This window comes from Dermabacter sp. Marseille-Q3180 (assembly GCF_940792985.1).
Taxonomy (GTDB): domain Bacteria; phylum Actinomycetota; class Actinomycetes; order Actinomycetales; family Dermabacteraceae; genus Dermabacter; species Dermabacter vaginalis.
On record NZ_CALNWU010000001.1, the window covers coordinates 907,897 to 931,551 of the forward strand.

At 64.9% G+C, this 23,655-nt stretch carries 10 protein-coding genes and 1 tRNA gene; 7 read left to right on the forward strand and 4 right to left on the reverse strand.

The genetic code is table 11. The annotated features are described in order from the left end of the window. Window positions 1–98 precede the first annotated feature (98 nt). Window positions 99–1,229, forward strand: coding sequence for a Fic family protein (locus tag NBW56_RS04160; protein ID WP_250258078.1), 1,131 nt, complete (start codon window positions 99–101; stop codon window positions 1,227–1,229). 115 nt (window positions 1,230–1,344) lie between these two features. Here NBW56_RS04160 and NBW56_RS04165 read toward each other — a convergent pair. After that, window positions 1,345–1,417 (reverse strand) — tRNA-Lys (locus tag NBW56_RS04165). Window positions 1,418–1,798: 381 nt separating this feature from the next. Here NBW56_RS04165 and NBW56_RS04170 point away from each other — a divergent pair. The 6 genes from NBW56_RS04170 to NBW56_RS04195 all read left to right on the forward strand — a co-directional run bounded on the left by NBW56_RS04170 (window position 1,799) and on the right by NBW56_RS04195 (window position 9,538). After that, a complete protein-coding gene (locus tag NBW56_RS04170) occupies window positions 1,799–1,891 on the forward strand; it encodes a potassium-transporting ATPase subunit F (protein WP_161970209.1) in 93 nt (30 codons plus the stop codon). Window positions 1,892–1,893: 2 nt separating this feature from the next. After that, window positions 1,894–3,531, forward strand: a complete 1,638-nt coding sequence (gene kdpA, locus NBW56_RS04175; RefSeq protein ID WP_250258079.1) for a potassium-transporting ATPase subunit KdpA — start codon at window positions 1,894–1,896, stop codon at window positions 3,529–3,531. Beyond that, window positions 3,528–5,615, forward strand: coding sequence for a potassium-transporting ATPase subunit KdpB (gene kdpB, locus NBW56_RS04180; protein ID WP_250258080.1), 2,088 nt, complete (start codon window positions 3,528–3,530; stop codon window positions 5,613–5,615). Before kdpA ends, kdpB begins: the two co-directional genes overlap by 4 nt. 92 nt (window positions 5,616–5,707) lie before the next feature. Continuing rightward, window positions 5,708–6,295, forward strand: a complete 588-nt coding sequence (locus NBW56_RS04185; RefSeq protein ID WP_250258081.1) for a potassium-transporting ATPase subunit C — start codon at window positions 5,708–5,710, stop codon at window positions 6,293–6,295. Between the two features lies 1 nt (window position 6,296). After that, window positions 6,297–8,861 carry a DUF4118 domain-containing protein gene (locus tag NBW56_RS04190; protein ID WP_250258082.1) on the forward strand — a complete coding sequence of 855 codons (2,565 nt, stop codon included), beginning with the start codon at window positions 6,297–6,299 and terminating at the stop codon, window positions 8,859–8,861. Further along, entirely contained in the window at window positions 8,858–9,538 is a 681-nt protein-coding gene (locus NBW56_RS04195) for a response regulator (protein WP_070459044.1), read from the forward strand. The genes NBW56_RS04190 and NBW56_RS04195 overlap by 4 nt, the downstream gene beginning before the upstream one ends. A 2-nt stretch (window positions 9,539–9,540) precedes the next feature. On the opposite strand, the gene NBW56_RS04200 is transcribed toward NBW56_RS04195, so the two are convergent. From NBW56_RS04200 to NBW56_RS04210, 3 genes are read right to left on the reverse strand one after another with little or no spacing between them, the layout of a single operon-like run. Then, window positions 9,541–11,838: a UvrD-helicase domain-containing protein gene (locus NBW56_RS04200; protein WP_250258083.1), complete on the reverse strand. Its 2,298-nt coding sequence runs from the start codon at window positions 11,836–11,838 to the stop codon at window positions 9,541–9,543. Next, entirely contained in the window at window positions 11,835–18,503 is a 6,669-nt protein-coding gene (locus NBW56_RS04205; RefSeq protein ID WP_250258084.1) for a DEAD/DEAH box helicase, read from the reverse strand. Before NBW56_RS04205 ends, NBW56_RS04200 begins: the two co-directional genes overlap by 4 nt. A 37-nt stretch (window positions 18,504–18,540) precedes the next feature. After that, a complete protein-coding gene (locus NBW56_RS04210; RefSeq protein ID WP_250258085.1) occupies window positions 18,541–23,613 on the reverse strand; it encodes a DNA methyltransferase in 5,073 nt (1,690 codons plus the stop codon). Between the last annotated feature and the right edge of the window lie 42 nt (window positions 23,614–23,655).

Below are 23,655 nucleotides of genomic sequence, written 5' to 3' on the forward strand. Positions count from 1 at the left end.
TTTCAAAGAAACTGATCGTAAGGGTGGTCGTTGTGAGCAGTTTTGTGCCTGTGCCTCCGGTTGAGCGCCGTCCCGAAAGATGGGAGGTCCCCCACGGCATGACCTCGCGTCGCGCCCGTGAGCGCGGCACTGGAACATACTTCGTCACGAGTCCAGCGCGCATTTCCACGCTGACACTCGATTTGCCCTCCGGCCTCGCTGCTCATATTGCCGATGCCGAGAACGCACTCGCGAGTTTCGACGAGCACAGCTCCGCAACCTTCGGATCTCTTGGCCAACCGCTAGGTCCGATGTCGAGCATCCTTTTGCGGAGCGAAAGCGCCTCGAGCTCACAGATTGAAAATCTCACCGTTGGCGCACGACAGCTCGCTCTCGCCGTACTGAACGAAAACACGAGTTCTCATGCCTCTCTCGTGCTCGGAAACGTTCGCAGCATGGAGGCAGCGCTCTCACTCGCCGAGAGCCTCGACGTTGATGCTCTCCTCGAGATGAATGTCGCACTCTTGCCCGACGGTGGACGCCTACGCGAGAGCCTTGTGTGGGTGGGCAGTTCAAGCTTCTCCCCCGTGGGCGCCGCGCACGTCGCCCCTCACGCCAGCGATGTACCCGAGGCGCTCGATGATCTCATCGCGTTCGCACGGCGCACCGACATGCCCGTTCTCCTCCAGGCCGCCATCGCTCACGCCCAGTTCGAAACAATCCACCCCTTTATCGACGGCAACGGGCGCGTTGGCAGGGCACTCGTGCACGCAATGCTCGCGCACCACGGACTCGTGACCTCCACAACCGTGCCCATTTCCGGCGGCCTTCTGCGAAATACGAAGCGCTACTTCGATGCGCTGACCGCCTATCGCGAAGGAAACGCCGCGCCAATCATCGAATGCTTCGCTGACGCCGCGCTCGCATCCGCGAACGACGGCCGCGAACTCGCCGACCGCCTCAGCCACATCGCCCGCGAGGCAGAAAACACGCTTCGCAACGCCGGAGTTCGGCGCCACTCATACGCCTACCCACTCGTCCAGGTTCTTGTGGGGCAGCCCGTGGTCAACACAGTTTTCGTGCGCGAAAAGCTCGGCGTCAACACCTCCGTTGCACAGCGAGCGATCACGACGCTCACCGAGCTCGACATTCTCACTGAACGCACGGGGCGCAAGCGGGGACGCGTGTGGCACTGCACGGCCATCATCGATGCACTCGAGGAATACGCGGAACGCTCACGCCGGGCGTGAACTGTTCCGTACTCGCACACGATTCGGCGCTCCCCCTCCGTCAGGGCGCGCACCAGCGGGCACAGAAAACGGGCGACCCGGTCGCTATGACCGAGCCGCCCGCTTCTACGTCGAGTGGGCCCTGCGGGGATCGAACCCGCGACCCGCGGATTAAAAGTCCGATGCTCTACCAACTGAGCTAAAGGCCCCTGTTACTCGAACTACCACAGTTTAGCGGTCACACGCCGTGCCTCCAAGTTCACGGGGCGCACCTCACGCACGCGCACGGCGAGAAACAGGTCAAAAATGTGAGCCCTAACCAGGCGGTGTCAAGAATGTGTCAGGAAAAATCGGCGCCGCGTCAAGAACGCGTCAGTTTTCATTCGGGCCCGGGCCACCTCGACGTTCGATAGCAGTGCCGCTCAACCGAGCGACTTCGCACACCGGGTACCCCGGTTGCGGATCCGCCACGCCGGAGGGTTTCCGGCAGCACCATTCAGGAGCCATACCGTGCTCGACATTGTGTTTGTCGTATTGACGACCGTGTTCTTCGGAGGATGCCTGGGCCTCGCATCGGCGGTGAGCCTGCTGTGACCATCCTCGATATCGCCTGGCTGCTCATCTGCGCAGCCGCAATCGTGTACGTGACCTATGCACTCATTCGACCGGAAAGGTTCGGGTAGTCATGGCGTTCGTGCAAATCCTCGTTCTCATCGCGGCACTCGTCGCGGTGCATCGATCGCTCGGCGCGTACATGGCGCGCACCTTTACCTCTGAGCGCCACCTGTGGCCGGAGCGGCTCGTGTACCGCTTCGCGGGGATCCGAACCGACCGCGAGCACTCGTGGCGAATTTACCTTCGCAACATTCTCGCCGTCTCTCTCCTGAGTGTGCTCGGCCTCTACATCCTGCAGCGCGTTCAGCAGTGGCTGCCCATGGCACACGGCCTCGGACCCGTCGAAGAGACGCAGGCGTGGAACACGGCGACCTCGTTCGTGACCAACACGAACTGGCAGTCGTACGGCGGTGAAACGACGATGTCCCATCTCACGCAGATGCTGGGCATGTCGTTCCAGAACTTCATTTCGGCCGCCGTCGGAATCTGCGTGGCTATCGTGATCATTCGCGGTATTGCCCGCCACGGCACGGATAAGCTCGGCAATTTCTGGGTTGACCTCGTGCGCTGTAACTTCCGCATCCTTCTTCCGATCGCGTTCATCGGCGCGATCCTCCTGATCGCCGGCGGCGTCATCCAGAACTTCAACGCCGCCCAGCACGTGCACACGCTCACCGGTGGAACGCAGATGATTCCCGGCGGCCCCGTCGCGAGCCAGGAAGCGATCAAGGAGCTCGGCACGAACGGTGGCGGCTTCTTCAACGCGAACTCCGCTCACCCGTTCGAGAATCCGAACGGCCTCACGAACCTCCTCGAGATCTTCTTGATCCTGCTTATCCCGTTCGCTCTCCCCCGCACCTACGGAATCATGGTGGGCGACAAGCGTCAGGGCTGGGCTGTTCTCGGCGCGATGGCTGTTCTCGCGATCGGTTCGCTCGCCGCCACGACCGCCCTCCAGCTTCACTTCGCGGGCGATCATCTCGCCGCGATGGAAGGCAAGGAGGCGCGCTTCGGGATCGTCGGTTCAAGCTTGTTCGCGACCGCGACGACGCTCACCTCAACGGGCGCCGTGGACTCGATGCACTCCTCCTACGAGCCGATCTCCGGCGGCGTGTTGATCTTCAACATGCTTCTCGGTGAAATCGCGCCGGGCGGCGTCGGTTCCGGCCTGTACGGCATGCTCGTCATCGCGATCATGAGCGTGTTCATCAGCGGGCTCATGGTGGGCCGTACGCCCGTCTACATGGGTAAACGCATCGGCCCGACCGAGGTCAAGCTTTTGAGCCTGTACATCCTCGTCGTGCCCGTGCTCGTGCTCGTGGGTTCGGCAGTCGCCATCGCCCTGCCGTCGACGGCGGCGTCGCTCGCCAACGGCGGCCCCCACGGTTTCAGCGAGGTGCTGTACGCGTTCACGTCGGCGTCCAACAACAACGGTTCCGCCTTCGCGGGCCTCAACGCGAACACGCCGTTCTTCAACGTGGCGCTCGGCTTCGCCATGCTGCTTGGCCGCTTCTTGCCGATGCTGTTCGTGGTGGCGCTCGCGGGCAAGCTCGCCGCCAAGGAGGTTGTCGCAACCAACCGCGGCACCCTGCGCACTCACACACCTCTCTTTGCAGGCGTCATGGCCGGCATCGCGCTCATCGTGACCGGCCTGTCCTTCCTTCCGACGCTCGCTCTTGGACCACTTGCTGAAGGACTCATGAAATGACTCAGGTACAGGTGACCGACCGCGTTTCTTCGCAGCCTCACGGGGCGACGACCGCGAATTCCGGATCAGGCTTCACGCCGCGCGCTCTTGCCAAGGCGCTCCCGCAGGCGCTGCGCAAGTTGAACCCTGCGCACATGGTGCGCACGCCCGTCATGTTTATCGTCGAGATGGGCGCGCTCATCACGATCATCGTGGGCTTTTTCAAGCCGAGCATCTTCGTGTTCTCGCTCGCGATCTGGCTGTTCCTCACGGTCGTGTTCGCGAACCTCGCCGAGGCCGTCGCCGAGGGGCGAGGTAAGGCGCAGGCCGATGCGCTCCGTTCCGCGAAGACAGCGGCCGTGGGCCGCGTGCGCCGCGAGGATGGAAGCATCGAGGAGGTGCCCGCTGCGGATCTTCGCCCCGGCGACATCGTCGTGGTGTGTGCCGGCGAGACGATCCCGGGCGATGGCGACGTCGTCAAGGGCGCCGCGACGGTCGATGAGTCTGCGATTACGGGCGAATCCGCTCCCGTGATCCGCGAAAGCGGCGGCGACCGTTCCGCGGTCACGGGCGGCACGCGCGTCCTTTCGGACGAGATCGAGGTGCGCATCACTTCGGAGCCGGGCAACACGTTCGTGGACCGCATGATCGACCTCGTCGAGGGCGCGCAGCGGCAGAAGACCCCGAACGAGATCGCTCTTTCGGCGTTCCTTTCGGTGCTCACGCTCATCTTCTTGTTCGTCGTCGCGACGCTCGTTCCCATGGCCGATTACGCGGGCGCGAAGCAGCCGATCGAGGTTCTCATCGCCCTGCTCGTGTGCCTTATCCCCACGACGATCGGCGCGCTCCTTTCGGCGATCGGTATCGCCGGCATGGATAGGCTCATGCGCCGCAACATCATGGCGACGTCGGGCCGCGCGGTCGAGGCCGCTGGCGACGTGACGACTCTGCTGTTGGACAAGACCGGCACGATCACGGTGGGTGATCGCCAAGCGAGCGCGTTCATTCCCGCCCGGGGCGTGAGCGAGGACGAGATCGCCTACGGCGCGCTGCTGTCCTCTCTCGCGGACGAGACCCCCGAGGGGCGTTCGATCGTGGAGTTCGCGACGACGACCATGGGCGTTGGCCCGATTCCCGAAAGCGAATATCGAAACGCCGAGTTCATTCCGTTCAGTGCGGAAACGCGCATGAGCGGCGTGCAGCGCACTCCCGAGCACTGCATCGTCAAGGGCGCGGCTTCCGAGATCCTCAAGTGGGTCGCCGCGAAGGGCGGGACCGTCACGGAGGATGTCAACGAAACTGTGCGGGAGATTTCTTCCGACGGTGGCACGGCCCTCGTCGTGGCCGAAGAGAAGGCCGGGGCCCGCCGCGTGCTCGGCAGCCTGCACCTCAAGGACGTCATCAAGGAAGGCATGACGGAGCGCTTCGCGCACCTTCGCAAGATGGGTATTCGCACCGTCATGATTACGGGCGACAACGAGCTGACGGCGCGTGCAATCGCGAAAGAGGCCGGTGTTGACGACTATCTCGCGGGCGCAAAGCCCGAGGATAAGCTCGCACTGATCCGCAGTGAGCAGCGCGGCGGCAACATGGTCGCGATGACCGGTGACGGCACGAATGACGCTCCGGCGCTTGCGCAGGCCGACGTCGGCGTGGCCATGAATACGGGCACGCAGGCCGCGAAGGAAGCGAGCAACATGGTCGATCTCGATTCGGATCCGACCAAGCTCATCGAGATTGTCGAGATCGGCAAGCAGCTTCTCATCACGCGCGGTGCTCTCACGACGTTTTCGATCGCAAACGACGTCGCGAAGTATTTCGCGATCGTTCCCGCGATGTTCGTGAGCGTGTTCCCCGGCCTCGATCTGCTCAACGTCATGCGCCTGAGTTCACCCGAGTCGGCGATCCTCTCGGCCGTGATCTTCAACGCGCTCATCATCGTTGCGCTCATTCCTCTCGCGCTCAAGGGCGTGAAGTATCGACCGGGTTCTGCGAACCAGCTCCTCGGCCGCAACCTGCTCATCTATGGCCTTGGCGGATTCATCGTTCCGTTCATCGGGATCAAGCTCATCGACCTTGTCGTGAGCATCATTCCCGGGCTCTAACCATGAGGGCCGAGCCGCGAGGGCACCGCTTCTCGTGACCTCTCCGGCTCGGCCCCACCACCACTGTCGTTTTTCTCTCGATTGGAAAACTCATGAACTCGACAATCTCGGGCCTCGTCTCCGCCGTGTGGCGCTCCACGCGCGTCCTTCTTGCCCTTCTCGTTGTGCTTGGCCTGTTTTATCCGGCGGCCGTGTGGGTCGCGGGCCGGGCGTTCGCTCACAATGCCGACGGTTCCATGATGAGCCTCGATGGCCGCACCGTCGGGTCGTCCCTGATCGCTCAGGACACGTCGAAGGATCCCGCCCTGTTCCACCCCCGGATGTCGGCGGGTGACTACGACGGTTTGGCTTCGGGCGGCTCGAACTTGAGCCCCGTCGGTGAGGAGATCACCGCGCAGGTCGCTGAGCAGCGCGCCCTTATCGCCCGCGAGAACGGCGTGGATGAGGCCGTTGTCCCCGCGGATGCGGTGACCGCGAGCAGTTCCGGTCTCGATCCACACATCAGCCCGGAGTATGCTCACCTCCAGATCGAACGAGTGGCGAAGAACTCGGGGCTTTCGCGGTCGGCTGTTGCACAGCTCGTCAAGAAGCACACCCAGGGTCGAACCCTCGGTTTTGCAGGTGAAGAGGTCGTCAACGTCAATGAGCTGAACCTCGACCTGCGTGCGGCGAAGGACTGACATGAACACGGTGCGCGGTGTACTCAAGGTGTATCTGGGGGCTGCCCCCGGCGTAGGTAAGACCTGCGCGATGCTCGAGGAGGCCCATGACCGCCTGAAGGGCGGGGAGGACGTCGTCGTGGGTGTCGTTGAGACCCACGGGCGTTCGGGTACCGCCGCGAGGCTTGAGGGGCTGCCGGTGATTCCGCCTCGGCGGGTGAACTATCGCGGCTCGACATATGACGAGCTTGATGTTCCGGCGATTATCGAGCGCAAGCCCGACGTCGTTCTCGTGGACGAGCTCGCTCATACCGTGCACGGTGAGGATACGACGGCGAAGCGCTGGCAGGATGTTCACCGTTTGCTCGATGCGGGCATCAATGTCATCTCGACCGTGAACATTCAGCACCTTGAGTCCCTCAACGACGTGGTCACGAACATTACGGGCCACGTGCAAAACGAGACGATTCCCGATCCGGTCCTGCGCGAAGCGGAAGAGGTCGAGCTGATCGACCTGAGCCCCGATGCGCTGCGCGTGCGGCTGCGGCAGGGGCAGGTGTATGGGCCCGCGACCGTGGATGCGGCGCTCAGCAAGTTCTTCCGCAAGGGGAACCTCACGGCGCTTCGTGAGCTCGCGCTTTTGTGGCTCGCCGATCAGGTCGACGATGGTCTCGAGAAGTACCGCAGCGAGGAAGGCATCAAGGAGCCGTGGGCGGCGCGAGAGAGGATCCTCGTGGCCGTGGGCGGCCGCCCGAAGACGGCCGCGCTCATTCGACGTGGCCGCCGCATCGCGGGGCGCATCGCCGGGCGCGAGCTCCTCGTCGTTCACGTCCTCGCGGCGGATGGCCCGCCGCGCATGTCACCCGAGCAGATGAGTGAGGCACGCTCCCTTACCGAATCTCTCGGCGGCTCCTGGCACGTGCTTTCGGGCGATGACGTCCCGCGCACGCTCCTCGATTTCGCCACGACCGTGAATGCGAGCCAACTCATCGTGGGCGCGTCGCGTCAGGGCTTCGCGCAGCGGCTGCTCATGCGGTCCACGAGCGCCGCGATTATCGACGGTGCCGGCGACATCGACGTTCATATCGTCGCCGTGGACCCGCCCGCCACGCACTGGTCGGCTCCCACGCCTCCCACGAGCCTCTCCCCAGCGCGGCTCGCGACGGGCTGGGCACTCGCGACCGTCCTCACGATCGTCGTCACCCTCGCGAACCTCGCGCTCGGCGATCCCACGGCGCACCTGTCCACGGCGATCATGAGTTTCGTGCTCGCCTCCGTCGTCGTCGCCCTCGTGGGTGGCCTGTGGCCAGCTCTCGCGACCGCCATCGGTGGCGCGCTCTTGCTCAACTGGTTTTTCACCGCGCCCACGCACACGCTGTCCATCACGGAACCGAAGAACATCTTCCTGCTCATCGTGTTCGTGCTCGTCGCGGTCCTCGTCGCCCAGGTCGTTGATGGCGCTGTGCGCCGCCAGCGCGAGTCCCAGGAGGCGCGCCGGCACGCGCAGCTCATGACGGAGCTTGCCCGCTCCGTGATCCGCGACGGGATCGGGATCCAGGAGATCCTCGAACAGATCGCCACGACGTTCGGCCAGGATGGCGTCGCCCTCGCCACCGTCGAGGGCACGGCGCTCGTGCCCGAGTACAAAGTAGGCATCCCGATCGAATCGGTCACGCTCGCCGACGAAGCCTTTTCGCTCGATGACCAGCACGTTCTCGCCCTCGTTGGCCGCCCGCTCACGTCGAGCGAGCAACAGCTCCTCGAGGCCTATTCGGGCCGGCTCGTGAGCCTCATGACCCAGGCGCAGCTCAACCGGGCCCGCACGCAGGCCCGGCAGCTCGAGGCCGCGAACTCCGTACGCACGGCGCTTTTGACAGCCGTCTCGCACGACCTGCGCACCCCGCTCGCGACGATTAAAACGGCCGTCTCCGGTCTCCTCCTCGACGACGTTGATCTTCCCCGCGACGCACAGGTGGAGCTTTTGCGCACGATCGAATCGTCCTCGGACAGGCTGGATCGGATCGTCGCGGACCTCCTGGATATGTCGCGCATCCACACGAATAAGCTCGAGGTTAAGGCAGTCACCGTCGGACCCGCCGAGCTGGTTGCCCAAACCCTTCACCACATGGACCCCTCCCTCGTGCCGCCTTCGCTCGAGGTGCGCGTTCCGCGCGAGCTACCGGCGATCACGACGGATGCGGCGCTCATGGAGCGCGTGCTCGAGAACCTCATCAGCAACGCGGCCAAACACACCGACGCGGGAGTCACGATCGACGCGACACAGGATGGCGAGCGTATCCTCATTCGCGTGATCGATTACGGGCCCGGCCTCACTGAGGAGAGCAAGGCGCGCCTGTTCACGCCGTTCACGCGGTTCGGTGACACGACGAACAGCCACGGGCTCGGCCTCGGCGCCGCGGTCGCGCGCGGGCTCGCGGAAGGCGTGGGCGGCACGCTCACCGCCGACGACACTCCGGGAGGTGGGCTCACAATGGTGCTGTCACTGCCGCTCACGATCACCCCAGCCGCCGCCGACAGTGCACCTACCCCCGCTCACGAGACCACCACCGTTGGGAGCGCGTCATGATTCTCATCGTCGAGGACGATCCAGCACTGGCGAGGGCCATGACCGTGAACCTCACGGCCCGCAAATACCAGGTGCTCACGGCAACGACCGGGGAGCAGGCGCTCGTCATGGCCGCCGACAATCCGATCGAGGCCGTCCTCCTCGACCTTGGCCTACCGCACATGAGCGGCCTCGACGTCATCGACGGAATCCGCGGCTGGTCAGATGTCCCGATCATCGTCGTGACCGCCCGCCACGAAACCCACACGAAGATCGAGGCTCTCGATCGCGGCGCCGATGACTACGTGACCAAACCCTTCGCGCTCGGGGAGCTCCTTGCGCGTTTGCGCGCCAACCTCAGGCGGCGAACGTCAGGCTCCCCCTCCCCCGTCGTGACCACCGCCGACGGGCGCCTCACGATCGACCTCGCCGCGAAAACCGCGACCGTCAACGGCACGCCGGCGCGCCTCACCCCGCACGAGTGGGGCATCGTGAGCTACCTCGTGAGCCACCCCAATCAGCTCGTGCGCAAGGACGAACTGCTCGAGAACGTGTGGGGCCCCGAATACACGAACGAGGCCGGCTACGTGCGCGTCTACATGTCGCAGATCCGCCAGAAACTCGAGGAGGATTCCTCCGCCCCGCGCTACTTCCTCACCGAGCCGGGCCTCGGCCACCGCTTCGTGCTTGGCAGCTAGCGTTAGCGCGGCAAGTAGGCGCTGCGCTGCCTCGTCCAGGTGACGAGGAGGCGTTCGCGGGCTCGGGTCGCCCCCACGTATAGGAGCGAGCGTTCGCGGAGCATCGCCTCACTTCGCCCATCGGGATCGAAGTTGTAGCCGCGCACGGCATAGGGCACATGCTGGTCGTCGATGCCGAAGAGGATCACGCGTTCAAACTCGGTGCCCTTGGAGCGGTGGAGGGTCATGACCGCGGGCCGAGAGTTGAGGTAGCCGCCGCGATCAATGTTCTGCACGCGTAGCCCACGCTCCTCGAGCGCGCGCACAAGGTTGTCGCGCTGTGTTTTGGTGCGCGTGAGGATGCCGATACGGGGGCTCGTGTGCTCGCCCTCGCCCATGTCCTCACGCCATGCGCGCAAAACCTCGGCGACACGATCGAACTCCTCGGCGAGAGTGTCGGCACCAATGAATTCGGGAGCGGGGCCGTGCATGAGCGAGCGGTAGGAGCCGTGTCGCGTGGTGAGTTCGTCGCTTCCCGCCTCATCGCTATCGAGGGCGCCGGAGTAGTCTCCGCCGTCGAGGATTGACAGGGCGAGGTTAAGATTTTGCGCGGTTGTGCGGTAGTTGAGGCGGAGGCGCCGCGAACGCCCGCGAATGTTGATCCCGTAGTGGCTTGGGCGTACCGCGGTGGAGTAGATCCGCTGGTGTTCATCGCCCGCGAGGAACATGTCGTTGGGGCCCTCTGCCACGAGTGCCCGAAGAAAAACGAGGCGCACGGGGTCGAGGTCTTGCGTTTCGTCAACGAGTACGTGGTCGGCAACGCGACCATTCTTTTCGGCGTGCAGGTCGAGCATGCGTGTAGCAATCGCGATGCGCTCGGTGAAGGTCACCTCATCCGCAAGCTGCCCGCTGTCGCGAAATGCCTCGATGATGTTCCACATTGCGGCGCGCTGCTTTCTTCCAAGTTTGGCGCCGCGGCCTTTACGGGAGGCTCGCATGTAGTCGTGTGCGCTCGTGAGAGCGAAGGGAAGGATCACACTCGCATACTCGGTCGTAAGGAACGGCACTTCTTCGAGCACGCCTTCGATCGGCGTGCGAAGGCGCGCGCTCGCGACCGCATCGCTCCATGCGGCGTTCTCATTTGTGCGCACGCGAGGCACATCGCTCGACCAACCAAGAACTTCGCGCATCGCCTCGGAGAGGTCAGCGCCGGGCCGCACAACGTGGGTCGCGAGCTGGTCAACGTTCGCGATGAAGATTCCGGGATCACCGAGGTTGTCGGCGATACGCACGTCCGGGTCGAGTGACTGAATGTGGGCGCGCAGCTGTTCGGCGAGGTTCGTTGTGAAGGTTGTGGCAATAATGCGCGCTTCGGGGTTGCGGCGCGCGAGTTCCACGGTGCGGTGCACGAGCACGACGGTTTTTCCGGTTCCGGCGCCACCTGTGAGGCGGTAGGGGCCTCTCGTGTGAAGGGTGACGTAGCGCCGCTGCTCGGGGTGGAGGAAGAGCCGCCATGCCTCGAAGTCGCCGCTCTCGAGCACGCGTTGCAGGTCGTCATCGCTCGTGAACACGGCGAAGGTGCTGCGGGCAGTGTCGGTGGCGAGGGCCTCGAGGAGAGCGCGGTCCGACGCCACTTCGCCTTCCTTGCGCGCTTTTTCGGCCGGCGCTGCCGCGTATCGTTCGAGCACGACGGCGAAGGGGTCACCCACGGCGAGCGCGAGGAGTGCTTCTGCTTGCCACGGGACTTCGGCGGCATCAATAAGCGCTTCGAGCTGTACTTCGTTTGCTTTAACGGCGGCGTAGGCGAGGTCGTGATCGATGCCGAGGTCGCTCACGAGGTGCGAAGCGTCGTAGTGCTCGAGCGGGATGTGCGCGGTTCCTTCGGGTATATGTGAGCGCGCGGCGGCGAGTTCGGCTTTGTGCCGTGCTTCAAGCTTCGCGGTGTGGGCGCGAAGTCGCGCCTCGAAATCCGCTTCGGAGTCCCCGCTCGACCGGATCTCAGGGATTCTTGTCGCGGGGTTGAGCGTGCACACGGATGAGCGAGCAATTTTGATCGCGTCGTCGTGGTTGTACACGCCCGTGGGGATCCACGTGGGCTCGCCGCCGTCGGGGTTGTCGATCTTGAACACGACCATGCGAAATTGGTCGTTCACTCGAACGGTGCGCACACGCGCGTCGGCGGGCTGTTGCATGGGTTCGACGTGCAGGCCAGGCAGGTCGGCAGATTCCTGAAGCTTGCGGAGGGTTTCGGTGGTTTGTGCCGAGACCTGCTTCGGTACGGATGTGAAGAACGAGGGTGGGATGTACAGCATCGAGCTCATGGGCGCTCACCTTTCAATGCGAGAAGCAGGGCAGCTGCGGGGTCGTTTTCGCTTCCGTCGATCACACGCCAGCCAGCCTGCTCGAGTTCCGCACGAGAGCCGGCGTCGAGTTCATCGGCCACGAAGGCGATCTCGTCATCGAGCCACGCAAGGTCCACGATGATGCCTTCGATTTCCTCACCTTGCGCGGGGAGGGAGACACCGCGAGTGGCGAGGTCTCGAAGCACGCGGCCTTCAGCATCGGTCAGGGCCTCATCGAGAAGTTCCTGCCACTCGGGGGGCACGGACGCGATGGCGGAGCCCGGAGCGCCCGGATCTCCAGCACGAGCACTACGGCGGTCCGCGGGGTCGGCACTCGCTACTGCCCTGGTTCCGACGCCCGCCTTTGCCGTATTGCCGCGGATGAGGCTCGTTGTGGTCATCGTGAAACGCGTGGGGCGCGGCATCATTTGCGCAAGGTTCGAGAGGCGCAGCCACGCGCGCCACTGCTCACTGAAGCCCGATTCTTCGAGGGCGTTCGGCGTATCGTCGAGCACGGCCATGATGCCACTTCGCTCTTCGGCGGCTCGTTGAGTCGCAAAAGCAAGCAACGCACCCCTACGGATCACGGAGGAAAACGCCGAGTTGAGGGCCGGGTTTTCCACAACGACCTCGCTGCTTCGCCCCTTGCTCTCGAGCAACGCTCTCGCGGCGGATTCGAAGCCGCTCACGTCGCTTTCGATGAATGCTGTCCCGCTAGACATGAGGAACGGCATCACTTTGCCCATGGCGCGGGGCACGTCGAGGTTTCCGCTCGCGACCACGTGGAAGAGGATGTCGAGCGCCGAGCCGCCGATGAGCGTGGACGTGTCAGGCGGAAGTTGCCGCGCGTTCACCCACGCACTCAGCACGGCATTGTTAATGAAGAAGGGCGGCTGTGTGGCCGCGCGCTGTGTGCGCGAGGGGTTAGCGGAGGTTCGATTAAGACCGTGAGCCTTTTCGAATTCCTCGAGGTCGTCCCAGGCGGAGGAGAGCACCCAGTAGTTCATGTCGCGCAGCGCCTGGCGTTTCACTGCATCATCGGCGAGGCGATTGTGCGCGGCTCTCGCGTGGTATTGCTCGCCGTCGGTGAATACGGCAATTCCCTGAATATCGCTTCCACCCCATGTGAGCACAAAGTCAGGTTCGGCGGGGCCCACGCGCGTGCGGGTACTGAGCGTGAATGACTTTTGAGGCGTCGTAATGCGCACTTCTTCGCCCGTATTGGTGGAGCGGCTCGTGACCTGAAGGCCAGGGGTCTTTTCCCATGCCTCCACGAGGAGGGCGCGGAAGCGGGATTCAAACTTCGAGTCGCCGCTGAAACCCTTGACGGCAAGGCCGCCTCGTTCGCGCCCATTCTTGATCGCCCAATCCGTGCCCTCGGGGACTTCGGCGCTCACGTGGAGGATTTTCTCGAGGGTGAGGAGCACCTTTGTTTTGCGCGCGGTGCGCCCTCCGGGGAAGGCGGCGATGCACGCGGGGCAACCGTCGGCACACGCACATTCTGCGAGGGCTTCGCGGGCTGCCTCGAGCACACGGCGCGCACCCTGGGCGCTCGCGAGTTCGGCAAGATACCCTGTGCCGCCCGGAACGGTGTCGTGCAGGAGGAGCGCCGGGGTTTTCTCGCCGGGCCCGCCGGTGGGATCCCCCACGACGTCGATCGCGATGTTCGCGATGCTGCCGCCGAAGAGGCGGTCAATACCGAGAAGAAGCGCGGCGCCAAAGCCCGCAAGCTCCTCCGAATCGGGTTTTTCCTGGCGAAGGAACGTGGGGAGGGTCAGGGCGGCGGCTTCGCTCACCATGTCGCGCGCGAGAACGATGCTCGTGTTCTTGCCTTTGCGCTCACGGCGCAGAGAGCACCACGCCTGGTGTTCGGAGGGCTTGTTGTCGCTCGTGTCCGGGTCCACGTGCCCGCATTCGCTACACACCACGAACCCTTCAACGGGTGCGGTGAGCCCGCCGAGTGTGAGGGTCGCCGAGGCCTCGGTGGGCTGGCCAAGGTTCAGCCTCGTGAGGCGCGCGGCGCGGTAGAAGGTGAAGCCCATACCGAACGCGGTCTCGTGCCACGAGTCGCGAATCTCGGCGTTCGAGACGTCCACAAGGATGCGCTCTTCGTAGCGTTTCATTGCACGGTCATCGTCCGCATCGGAGATGACGGCGTGCGAACGCTTCATCGTCGAATACACCTTGCGAAGGTCCACGACGGTGAGGTGCTGGCTCGCGTCGGAAATGCCCGGTTGCCCGCACGCGGGACATGTTTCAGGAGCGTACTGTTCGATTGGTACCTGGTGCGAACAGTCCGGGCACACGGCCACGCGCGTGCGGTTGCTGCCGTCGGTACCGAGATCGATCGTGTCGATCGTAAGGGCTTTGCCGTGCACGTAGAAGCGTGATTCTGGGGCAAGGTCCCGCAGGGCCGCGCTTCCGGCACGGTCGTAGGTTTCGTTTTCGTGGCGCCACTTCTTGTTGTCGTCTTGCCAAATGAGGGTTGCGTCAAGCGTCACGGAGTCGTCCACGAGCGTGTAGTTCGGCAGGAGACCGAAGCGTTCGAGAACGCTAATCCAGTGGCTGTGGTCGAGCTCGGCGATTTCGCGGCGAAGGCGCCCGGATTGGCCGCGCAGGCGCTTCTTTTCGCCCTCGATATCGAGCTCCTCGTCTTCCCCCTCAGCAGGAGAGGCGATCCCGAGTTTTTCCTCTTCGAGCGTGAGGAGGGAGAGCTCAGCGCTCAGCTGCGCCTTGTTCTCTTCGGCCTGCTCGGCAGTGTCGAGCGCGAGGGATTCGAGGCTCGCAAGGCTTTCGGTGAGTTTCTGGCGGCGCCGCACGAGTTCTTCGCGTTCCATCTTCCATCGCTCCGCGGCGCTATTGATGCTCACCTCGAGGTCGTGCTTGCCATCCGTGGGAAGCGCCCACGCGCGAAATGCCTTGAGTGCCTCCGCGGTGAGGCCCTCCCACGGCCGTTCGGCCACGGAGAAGGCGCTCAGGAATTCCTCAACGCGCCGCTCGCCGCGCTCGCGCGCCTCCTCAATCACGGCGCCGAGGAACGATCCTGGCCCGGTTTTGGCGAGCACGGGGCTGCCGTAGGCGGGTTTTTCTACGCGAGCATCACCCGCGAGGAGGTCCATGAGGAAGGCGAGGTATTGGCGGCGCAGGATCTCTTCGGCGCTCAGGTAAGCTCCGGGGGCGCGCACGGCACCGTTGATCATGCTGAGGGGGTTACTGCTGAACGCACTCAGCCCACCGCGCACGGGAACGAACGTGACGTTGAGGGAGTTGCCCGTGAGGCGCCCGGCGCGGCCCACGCGCTGGAGGTAGCTCGCGACGGTGCGCGGCACGGAGGCGAGCATGACGGTCGAGAGGTCGCCGATGTCGATACCCATCTCGAGGGTTGGGGTTGCGACGAGGACGTTGGGGGCGCCGGGGCTCGAGGCGGACTCTTTGAACTTCTGTTCGTAGTCGAGGCGTTCCTCGGTTTCGAGGAGGGAGGTGTGTTCGCGCGCGATTACGCGGCGCATGTCGGAAAGGTAGAGGCTCTGGTAGTAGTTTTCACCGATCGCGCTCGGTTCGAGGTTTCCTGCGCAGCGGGCGCGCATGCACGGCCCGCCGGTGAAGGACGTAAGCGCCGCTTCGAGTCCGAGGAACGTGTCGCCGCAGGTCGTGCACGTGAGGCTCGGGGTCTCACCGCCGTGTTCGATCACATCGGCGCGACGCGCCACGAGCCGCTCTGGCACGAGCGCGTACGTCACCGCGCCACGCTCGGCGCGCACCGCATCGAGGATCCCGTGCGCGGCGAGCGCTTCGAAGAGTGGCCGCACGAGCGAGGCCGCCTCTGGGCGAAATAGCTTAAGGGCCCGCCTCGTCCAATCGAGGTACCAGCTTTGGCTACTACTGACCGAGTCGAATTCGCTCTTTTCCGCGAGCGCTCCGAAGGCCGGGAAACCCGCGGCTCCGCGGCCCTTCGGGAAGGCTGGCATGATCGCACTTTCGGGCCGCCTACCCCAGATCCAGATCCGCTTGCCGCCGCGCGTGCGGAACTTCTCGTACCACTCGTGGCTTATCGCGCCACGAATCCGGAGACGTTCGAGCACGCCGCGCACCCACATCGCCTCGCGTGATGTGCCGCGCCCATGCTGCTCGCGGGTACCGCCGAAACTTTTGAACCCCTCAATCATGGCGCTCGCTCCCATGCCGCTCTTCGCGACCGCCACCGCTGCCGCGGCTTCGAGTTCGTCATCGCTCACGGCAACGCCCGCGTGCGCGGCGCCCGTGACGAGCAGGGTGCGACCTACGTGGCCCGTGCGGCCGAGCTCGAGGGCAAGGTCGAACGTGAGTCGTTTCGCGACCTTTCGCTCGGCCCTCTCGCGCTGTTTTTCGCTATAGCGCCGCCCGCTCCCCGGCGCATGCTCAGCCCAGAAGGCGCGCACGTCGTTCGCATCGACGATTTCGGGGTGGAGCAGTCGGTAGCGCGCGGCCCCACCATCGTCGCGGGCCTTCGCGCGCGCGATCATGCGCTCGGAGATCTCGACGATCGAGGCGTTTTCGCTCGTCAACGCATCGAGGATCGCGGAGCGGTAGGTCATCGCGTGGCTTCGCGATTCGACGAAGCCCGCGCGGTGGGCCGCGTCTTGCACAGAGTCGGTGAACACGAGAGCTTTTTTCTCGTTCGCGTCGAGGGCGCGCGAGCCGAAAAGCGAGGTGAGGGACACCGAGAGAAGGGTTGCCACGGCGCTTCCCACGAAACGGATCCCCTCGGATTGTTCGCATGCGGGGCACGTCGAATTCCGCACGTTCTCGCCCGCCCTGGCGCCGCCGTAGGTAAGAACGGGGATGATCGTGCCGGAGTCTTCGTCGCCGGCGTCGTCGGGTTCGGTGATCTCGAGGGTGTGGGTGTCGATGTTGAGGTAGAGTCTCGCGCCGATCGCGGAGGACTCGGCCGTGCCTCGCGCGTCGGGGGTGTCGAGCAGGAGCGGCCGGTAGCCCTCGTCGCCCACGAGGGAGGCACGACGGATCTTGTTCACGTCGCTTTCGAAGGCGTTGCTTGCCTTGGTGACGCGCGTGGCCCAGCCGGAGCGGCCGCAGTGGCGGCAGAAGATCGCGGGCAATTGCAGGGTTCCCTCGAGTTCGTCGTTGCTCACGCGGCCGCGGTCATCGCCCCACGCGAAGTGCGGGGCGGTTGCCACAACGCGATTGATGCGGCTCACTTCGCGGATCCACGTGTGGATTTCGAGGGTGGGGAATGCGTTGCGGTTCGCGGGATCGCCCTGGCTCAGCTGTGCGCGCACGTGGCTGAGGGCGGCAAGGAGGAGGGTGAGCGCGTCGTGCTGGAGGCGTGTGTTGGGGGCGAGCGTGGGCAGGAGCCGCTCGGCAAGGGCACGCGTGGGTTGGGCTTCGCCCGTGTGTTCGAGAATTGCCCGCACGAGGGGGTGGGCGATCAGGAGGTCGGCTTCTCTCAGGTCGTGTGCGCGGGCAAGGCGTTCGAGGTCACCGTCCGTGCTCCACAGGGCGCTCAGCACGGCGTGCGTGAGGTCTTCGGGGCTTCGATCGGAGTTGGGGTGCAGGTAGGTGCGCGCGAGTACGCGCACGGTTTCAGCGCTCGGCCGGGTCGCGCGCAGGTGCGCGGCGTGGGTGTGCACCTTTCGTTCCGACGCTTCCCCGAATTCCTCGAGGCTTTGGCGGCGTTCGCCCACGATCGCGGAAGCGTCAATCTTTTCGCCGAACACGGCGGCGGCGAAGGTGAGCATCGACTCTCCGGAGTCGCCATCGCCGAGGGTTGCCGAGGTCGCGACGGGGGCGAGGTGTACTTTGCCTGGCGCGAGACGGTTTAACAGGAGGCGCATGCGGCGCAGGAGCATCGCCACGTCGGTGCCTTGCGCCCCGTCGTATGTATGGAATTCATCGAGCACAACGTAGCGGAGGGTCTCGGCGCTTGCCGCCCACAGTTCGCGGTCGGCTTCGCGAAGGAGCAGCTGGTCGAGCATTTTGTAGTTGGTGAGGAGGATGTCGGGGGCTTCGGAGCGGATCGTGGTGCGCTCGGTGATGAGCCCTTCGGCATCGACCTGAGTGCGGGAGGTCACGGAGGCTTCGCCCGTGTAAAGGGCGGCCGTGACGCCGCCGTAGGCGGGGTTGCTCGTGATGGTTTTCGCGAGGCGTGCCGCCTGGTCGTTCGCGAGGGCGTTCATGGGGTAGAGGATGAGCGCCTTGATGCCGCCCGCGCTCCTACCCGCTTGACGTGCGGCCTGGCGGGCGCGTGCGGCGTGGTCGAGGATCGGGAAGAGGAACGATTCGGTTTTGCCCGAGCCCGTGCCGGTGGTGACGAGGGTCGGTGCGGGAACGCGGAAGCCGTTCTCGTCTCGCGTGCCTTCGAGCGCGGGGTTCGTCGAGAGGCGCGCAAACGCGGCGGCCTGGTGAGCGTAGGGCGTGAACCACGCGGGGAGCGTGGGAAGCGGCGGTACGGGCGGCTCTTCGGCCTTCACGAACGGGAGGCGCGTGCGCACGTAGGGGCCGTCGAAAATACCCGCGGTGTCGTGTTCGAGGAAGGCCGCGAGGGCTTGCTCGACCGAGGGCTCCGTGAGGGCGATCGCCGTCGTGACGTAGTCGGTGATCGCCCGGCGCAGGTCGTTTGCCTGGAGCGCGGGAAGGAGCTCGCTCATCTGGTGCCTCTATCTCAGTTGTGCGCGTGCGGGACCATTACAGGTGGTAGCGGCGCGCGAATTCGGCGTAGGCCTCGCGCATGTCTGCTTCGCGATCAAGGATACGGAACGGCAGCTCGTAGGTGTATTCCACGCCGCTTCCGGGGTGGGCCACGGTACGCGCTTCGGCATCGAGCGCACCCTGCTCTGCTTCGCTCTTTGGCCTTCCGGCCTTCACCCATGCGCTGCGCAGCTCCGAGGGGATCTGCCGCCCATTTGCGTCGAAGATGTAGGCGCCTTGCCCCTCGCCGCGGTCATAGCCCGCGAGCACACCGAATTGCGTGCGGTAGATCGTCGCGAGCTCGTCGATGCTCACGCCCGTCACGTGCGCCATGATCGCATCGAGCTCCACGAGCGCCTGGCGTCGGTCCTCGTCCCGGCGAAGCGGCACGGTCTCGTCCCACTCGCGCGGCACGTCGCCGAGCGCGGGCCGATCCGCGCGGTCGTGCCCGCCCGCCCATGCATCGCCGCGAAAGCTGCCGTAATCCGTCTCGGCGATCTCGCTCCACAGCTCCGCATAGGCGTTCGTGAGGCAGTTCAGGCGCAGCACGCGCAGGAGCGCGGCGGGGGCGAGGGGATGGGCGCCAGGAATGAAAGGAAGCCTAGAAGCTTCACCGAATCGGATATCTCCCCCGCATGTCGCACGCGCAAAGTAGTCGTCAAGTAAAGCTCCCATGCTCGCTTGCGCGAGGGCAATACCGCGCGAATCGAATCCTGTGGCACCTCTCGGTGCCCCAATTGAACAAACCGGATCAACGTGCCCCGTACCAGGGGGCATAATCGAGGAGATGAGGGTACGCATCGATTGCCGGTTACCCGTCATGCGCCGCCACATGATTCGGTAGTGGTCGCGCACCTGCGTCGTCTCCAGGGGCTTGCCATCAATGTCGCGCTCAAGCGCCCATTCGCCGTAGCTCGCGTCGTAGCGACGCGTGTTCGGTGAGCCGTCAATATAGCTCCCGTAGATCGGCTTGTATTCGGTCACGGGAAGAGCCCCGGGCTCAAGCGTCTCGAGGTCCACGTCCGTGTAGTCGCGATTGTTCTTCATGGACCTGTTGCGGCTCTTCGAAAGCGGCGTCGCGATATGGAAGTACGGCCCCTGAAGGATCACGTCGTGCCAGGATTCGGCGGCGCCCCAGCGCTGCTCGAAGTAGCCTTTTGTGCGATCCGTGGTCTCGTGCCATCCACCGTGGAACTGCGGATTGAGGCTCCCAATCTTTGCACCGTGCGCGAGCTTCGCGAGCACCTCGGCGCTCGCGGCGTTCGGAGCGGCGAGCATACGGCTCTCCGTCACCGGACTGTTCTCGTCGCCGTTCTCCATAACCTCGTGCCACAGGCGAAGCGTGGCCATATCGACCGTGAGGATGCGCCCGCGGTGGGGCGCGAGATTCCACTTCCCGTGCTCGTCTTTGTTTCCCGGCACGGGGCCGCTCCCGTCGTGCCGGAGCGAGCCCTCGATCGTCGAGGGGTGAAACACCCCCATGGCGGAAAGAAACCTCAAGGAACCCGGCGAGCGTTCGCTGCCATAGACGTTGACGGCGTACTCCGTCATGTGGTGAACCTCGTCAAAGAGCCGCAGCTCGTTGACGATCCGCCAGTGTCGCCTGAGGCGCGGGTAGGTTGCTGCGCGAAGCGGGTAAGCCCTGGCATCCGCAAGATGCGTGGGCGGGTGGAGGAGCGTGACGATCCCGCCCGGGGCGCTGCTCGCCCACGCGCGGCTCATAAACACCCGGTAGAGGTCTGGTTGTGTGCCCCTGAGCTCTGGATACACGGATGTGCTCGCCACAAAGTCGCCTGTGCCCGCATTGTCTGTTGCGCCCGCGAGAAGCGCCTCGGTCGCCCCTTTTATTGCCAGGCTCCCCTCGCGTCGCGCCTTCTTCGCGCCCTCGGAAGGCTTGTTCGTGAGAACCCACCACGGGTCGAAGTCGGAGAGAATGCCCGCTTCATCAAACATTGGCCGCACCCACGGCGGGTTGCCCACCTGGTAGTCGAAGCCGCCCCGCTCAAAGGCGGGCGCAAAATCGAGCTCCCAGTGGAAGAAGCGTTGCTCGCGCGCGATCTCGCGCGCTTGCGCGAGCCACGGGGTCGCCTCCTCGAGCGCGCCGAGATCAGCGCAGCCCTCGGCTGAGAAAAATACCTCGACGGTGTCAAGGGCGTTCCACGCGTCTCGCGAATCGCCAAGGTACCCGCCGCTGCGCACACGCTCCTTCTCCTTCGCGTTGCTGCGACCCGCTTCCACTTGTTCGCGATAGCTCGTGCCCACGATCTTCTCGATCGTCGAAAGCCACTCCTCGAACGTGGGCGGCGCCGGGATCTCCCGTTCCCCCTCGTGGCTCGTGCCACCCACCTCGGGTTCTACGGGCCAAAACCACAGCGCGCACCACGCATCCATCACGAGCCGCACGCGCTGGTACGCCGATTTGCGATCCGCGAGCGAGGCCTCGATCTCGGCGCGCGTGATCGCTCCACCCTCGGGGGCTTCGAAGCCCCACACGTCGATCGAGCGGCGCGTATTCTGCTCGGCAGCCTCGAGGCGCCGAAACGCAATCATGAAGAGCTCCTCAACGCGCTGCGTGAGCTTCTCGAGCCTCGCGATCTGGTCCTTCGTGGGGTTCTTCTTGACGCTCCTAGACCACTTGCGCAGGGCCTTCGCCCCTTCGGGCGCGAGCTTCTTCACGGCGGCATCCTCACCTGCGGCGCCCCACCCCTCACCGGGGAGCAAGAAGTGGAAGATTTTTCCGCTCACGGTGCCGAAGGAACCGTCGGAACCCGCCCCCTTCGAAAGCGCACCGCGCGCAATCGGGTCAGGCACCCCCTCCACAAGATCCTTGAGGGGCTTCTTAGCCGACTGCTCGGCCTTGCCCTTCTTCGCCTTCTCTCCCGCCTTCAGCATGTTCGCCGCCGCATACGTGGCGCGCCTCGCACCAATGAGTGAATTACCCGCGCGGAGCCGAAGCCCAAACCAGGGGGCCTTGAGACCGCTCGACATCGAGTCGAGCCACAGTGACACCTCCGCGAGCTCAACAGCCGTGGGGTTGAGGTCCACGCCGTACACGTTGTGCAGGGCAATGTAGGCCTTAACCTTCTGAAGCTCGCGCGGGTACTCTTCCGGGTCGATCCGTTCGCCGAGCTCCGTCTGGCGGCGCTGCAAGTATTCTTCCGCGAGCTGGCGCACCGCCTCGATCGCGAACGCGCCCGAGCCAAGCGCGGGTTCGCACACCCTCAGCCTCAGGATCTCCTCGGCGCTCGTCACACGACGAGTCACGCGTGTGCCGTCAAAGGTCGTGTCTTCTCGGGTTGTGGCGCCCTCGGGAACCTCCTCGCCCTCGGCAATGATCGGGTCAAGGAGTTCCTCGAGACCCTGGCGCACCGTGAAGCGCGTGATCACCTCCGGCGAATAGTACGAGGCGCTCTGCTGGCGCTCGCGGCCCGAAAGGCGGAACACGAACTCGCCGTGCGCGTAGCGGCGCACGTGCTCCTCGCCCGATTCGTCGCGCACCATGACGCGGTGCTCGGTGAGGCTCTCATCGAGGCTCGCCGCTGGGACCACCCACGAGCCTTTGCTCGGGTCGCCGTCCTTCGCGACTTCCACGAGATCCTCCGTGGCAAACGAGCCGCGGTAGCTCATGAGCGACTCGTACACCGCGCCGAGCTGGTTAATGCCGAGCGCGACATACGAGATGAAGCCTCGCTCGCGTCCCTTCGTTTCCTTCGAGAGCATGAGGTTGCGCAGCACCTTCTGGAGGGCGGCATTGCCAAGCTTCACTTCCGAAATGCGGCCCGTGCGATCCTCGCTGAACAGATCCGCCTCGAGGTTCTCAAACCTCAGGGTGCTGCCCGCGAGCGCCGTGTACTCATTGCCCTGCTCATCGTGCTTGATCACGGGGCCGCGAGGCGTGTGCCCCTTGTTCACGAGCGTGAAGAGCCGCTCGAGGCTCTCGTAAAGGTAGGTGCCGTTTTCCGACGCGCCGCCGAGCCGGCGCAGGGTCATCTCGCGCAAGCGGTCGATCGAGTAGCCGCTCGCGTATTCGAGCTGCCCCGCCGGGAGTATGCCCAGCTCGGGGCTTGCCTCGGCGTGCAGCACGAAGAGAATGCGATACAGGTAGCGCAGGGCCTCGAGTGCGAGCGGTTGCGCATCCTTCTGCTCGAGATCGGCAAGGCCCGCCTCGCGGCGGCGCCTCACGACCTCGTTCGCGATGATTTCGATCGAGGCGCGCACTCCGTCACGAAGATCCGCCGAAACGCCCACCGCGTTCTCCACGGCCTTCTCACGCGTGTCACGCCACCACAGCTCCCCAGAGGAATCAGGTGCGAGGCATTCGGCGGCAAGGCCGACGAGGGCCCGCTGCACCTCGCCGCCATTTTTCGTGTCGTTGCGCTCCGCGACCGTTTGAAGGTCGATCACGAGGTAGCGGCCCTGGGGCCACAGATCCGACGAGGTGAGGATCGCGTAGCGGCCCGCAAGAGCGAGCATGAGCTCAGGGGCATCCTCCTCGATGGCGGCATGGCTGAACGCCGCGGCGACGCTCTCGAGCTTCACCTCCTCACTCGTGCCCTCGCGGAGGGTCACGGGTGCAAGGAGCGAAGATTCGTTCTTGCTCACGACGTCCTCGTGCGAGGCCGCTGCCTTCGCGAGCACAATGAGAAGCGGACGCTCCTCGAGGCTCCGATCCCCCACGCGGATGAGCGGGGATTCGTCGCCGAGCACGTGGCGCGCGTGCACCGTTCCCTCGCGCTCAAAGGCTCGGCCGATCGGCTCGCCCGCCTCAGTCGTGAAGCCCGCGATGAACAGGACGAAGCGCGCAACCGCAAGCGAGGCCTCCGCGAGCTCGTCGTCCTCGCGGCGAGAGTTCGTGCCGCTCGAGGCGAGAGACTGCGCACGCAAGAACAGCTCAAGGAGCTCCGTGCGGCGCGACGTGAAGCGCGTGAGAGGCGACGGTCCGCCATCATCCTTCCACTGCTTCACGACATCGCGCACGCGCGCGAGGTACGTGCCCGACTTCTCGTCGCTCGTGAAGTAGTGCTCGGAGATCCAATCTTCGACGATGATGAGCGCATCTGATGCGGCCATGACCTCGCTCCTTCGGGACTTCCAGTGATGAATGCGGGTGGG

Bases quoted from the DNA above. Each gene is read 5' to 3' on its own strand.
- NBW56_RS04160 (WP_250258078.1), top strand. From the start codon at position 99: ATGACCTCGCGTCGCGCCCGTGAGCGCGGCACTGGAACATACTTCGTC.
- kdpA (WP_250258079.1), top strand. From the start codon at position 1,894: ATGGCGTTCGTGCAAATCCTCGTTCTCATCGCGGCACTCGTCGCGGTG.
- kdpB (WP_250258080.1), top strand. From the start codon at position 3,528: ATGACTCAGGTACAGGTGACCGACCGCGTTTCTTCGCAGCCTCACGGG.
- NBW56_RS04185 (WP_250258081.1), top strand. From the start codon at position 5,708: ATGAACTCGACAATCTCGGGCCTCGTCTCCGCCGTGTGGCGCTCCACG.
- NBW56_RS04190 (WP_250258082.1), top strand. From the start codon at position 6,297: ATGAACACGGTGCGCGGTGTACTCAAGGTGTATCTGGGGGCTGCCCCC.
- NBW56_RS04195 (WP_070459044.1), top strand. From the start codon at position 8,858: ATGATTCTCATCGTCGAGGACGATCCAGCACTGGCGAGGGCCATGACC.
- NBW56_RS04200 (WP_250258083.1), bottom strand. From the start codon at position 11,838: ATGAGCTCGATGCTGTACATCCCACCCTCGTTCTTCACATCCGTACCG.
- NBW56_RS04205 (WP_250258084.1), bottom strand. From the start codon at position 18,503: ATGAGCGAGCTCCTTCCCGCGCTCCAGGCAAACGACCTGCGCCGGGCG.
- NBW56_RS04210 (WP_250258085.1), bottom strand. From the start codon at position 23,613: ATGGCCGCATCAGATGCGCTCATCATCGTCGAAGATTGGATCTCCGAG.